We start from the raw sequence: 1,803 nt of genomic DNA, 5'->3' as shown, positions 1-1,803 counted from the left end.
TGGCGACGGAATGTTTTTGCTGATACACCCTAACGGCTCCAAATACTGGCGTTTCCGCTTTCGCTTTGGCGGCAAGCAACACCTGATGGCCTTTGGCGTATACCCAGAGACATCTCTGTCTGATGCCAGACATAAAAGAGAAGCTGCCAGAAAATTGGTGGCGGCAGGGATTGATCCCCGCGAACAAAAACGTGCAGTAAAAGAAGAGTTGGCGAAAGAGGTCTTCACCTTCGAAGTGGTTGCGAAGGAATGGCATGCCACTAATAAGAAGTGGTCAAAAGATCACAGCAATCGTGTTTTGAAAACCCTGGATGTAATGGTCTAATCATTCCGGACACTTTGTTAGAGATATAATGAGCAACACTAACGAGGTGAGAATGCGAAAAAAAATCATTTACTCATGAGTTTAAACAGGAGTGCGTCAATCTGGTTCTTCAGCATAAGTACCCGGTGACCCAGGCTGCTGAAACAATGAATATTGGCCTTTCAACCTTACAACGCTGGCTAAGGCAGTATCGCGGAGAGATCCGCGGAAACACACCGATAGCCAGTGCTATAACACCGGAACAACAGCGAATACAAGAACTTGAAAAGCAGGTACGGCAGTTGCAGAGCGACAATGACCTGTTAAAAAAGGCTTCGGCCTTCTTCGCCATGGAAATGAACAACGACAAAAAGTCGCGGTTAAGCTGAAGAAGGTCGGTGCAAACATCCAACAGGTATGCCGCTGCCTGTCGCTTACGCGCAGTGTATTTTATGCCCGTAGTCGTCGGCTAATGATCAAGCCCGATGTTCTGATGTTGCACGCGGCGGCTAAGCATGTTCACGCGGAAATGGATGCCACATATGGCAGCCGGCGCATGTGCATCGAGTTACGGGAGCAAGGTTTTAACGTGGGCAGATACCGCGTTCGGCAGATAATGAAAAACTTATTACTGATAGCTAAACGGCCTGGGCGTCATCGCTATCCACGCGGTGGAAAACCCGCTGTCGTGGCCGCTAATCTGTTGAACCGGCAGTTTAATCCAGAGACATTGAATACCTGGTGGTCAGGTGATATTACCTATCTGCGTACCGCTCAGGGCTGGTTATATCTGGCTATCGTGATTGACTTATGTTCAAGAAAAATAGTGAGTTGGGCCTTCTCAGACAAACCGGACAGCGACTTGACTGTCCGGGCCTTAAGGCTGGCCGTAAATAAACGACGACCCACAGGGTCAGTGGTGTTCCATAGCGGTCAAGGGGCGCAATATACCAGCGCGCAGTTCCAATCCTGCCAGCAGGAGCTGGATGTTACAGGTAGCATGAGCCGAAAAGGTAACTGCCTGGATAATGCTGTTACGGAAAGGTTTTTCCGCAGCCTGAAAGCTGAGAGGGTTAACTATCGTCGTTATGAAACCCGAAGTCAGGGTATCGCTGATGTTATCGATTATATTGACAGTTTTTATAATCTGAAAAGGCGGCATTATCGGCTGGGAAATATATCGCCGGATGAATATGAACGCCGACTAGAGCAATGTGCCTAAATCCGTGTCCGGTTTTAGTTGACCGTTACAATATGCGTCACTATGAACTTGCGTTGGCGTGGGCGCGGCTGATTTTGATGGGACAGTCTCCCCATTGCATGCAGGGAGACGCCAACGCAATTTCACTGCTTTTCCCAATGGAAGCTGTGTTTGAATCTTTTGTGACTGCATGGATGCGTCATCGTTATAACGATAACTGGCATGTGAAGGCACAGGTGGATTCGCACACCTTAGTTCGTCTCAATGGCAAAGGAGTATTTAAGCTTAGGCCCGATAT

Annotated in this window: 1 protein-coding gene and 3 pseudogenes; all 4 read left to right on the top strand. The window is 48.4% G+C overall.

Features of this window, described 5'->3' with window-relative positions; translation table 11 throughout:
* Positions 1 to 313: pseudogene (locus tag ACQ4OC_RS19470) on the top strand (Arm DNA-binding domain-containing protein); the annotation flags it as partial.
* 83 nt (positions 314 to 396) lie between these two features.
* Positions 397 to 693 (top strand): annotated as a pseudogene (locus ACQ4OC_RS19465) (transposase); the annotation flags it as partial.
* The gene (locus ACQ4OC_RS19460) at positions 690 to 1,526 is read left to right on the top strand and encodes an IS3 family transposase (RefSeq protein WP_430971554.1); all 837 of its coding nucleotides are present in this window, start codon (positions 690 to 692) and stop codon (positions 1,524 to 1,526) included. The pseudogene ACQ4OC_RS19465 and the gene ACQ4OC_RS19460, both read left to right, overlap by 4 nt.
* 11 nt (positions 1,527 to 1,537) lie before the next feature.
* Positions 1,538 to 1,803, top strand: a pseudogene (locus ACQ4OC_RS19455) (5-methylcytosine restriction system specificity protein McrC); the annotation flags it as partial.

The sequence above is a fragment of the Yersinia sp. J1 genome, from assembly GCF_050586585.1.
Lineage (GTDB): Bacteria > Pseudomonadota > Gammaproteobacteria > Enterobacterales > Enterobacteriaceae > Yersinia > Yersinia entomophaga.
The sequence above is the reverse complement of the archived record's forward strand: the minus strand, read 5'-3'. Positions and strand labels throughout refer to the sequence as shown.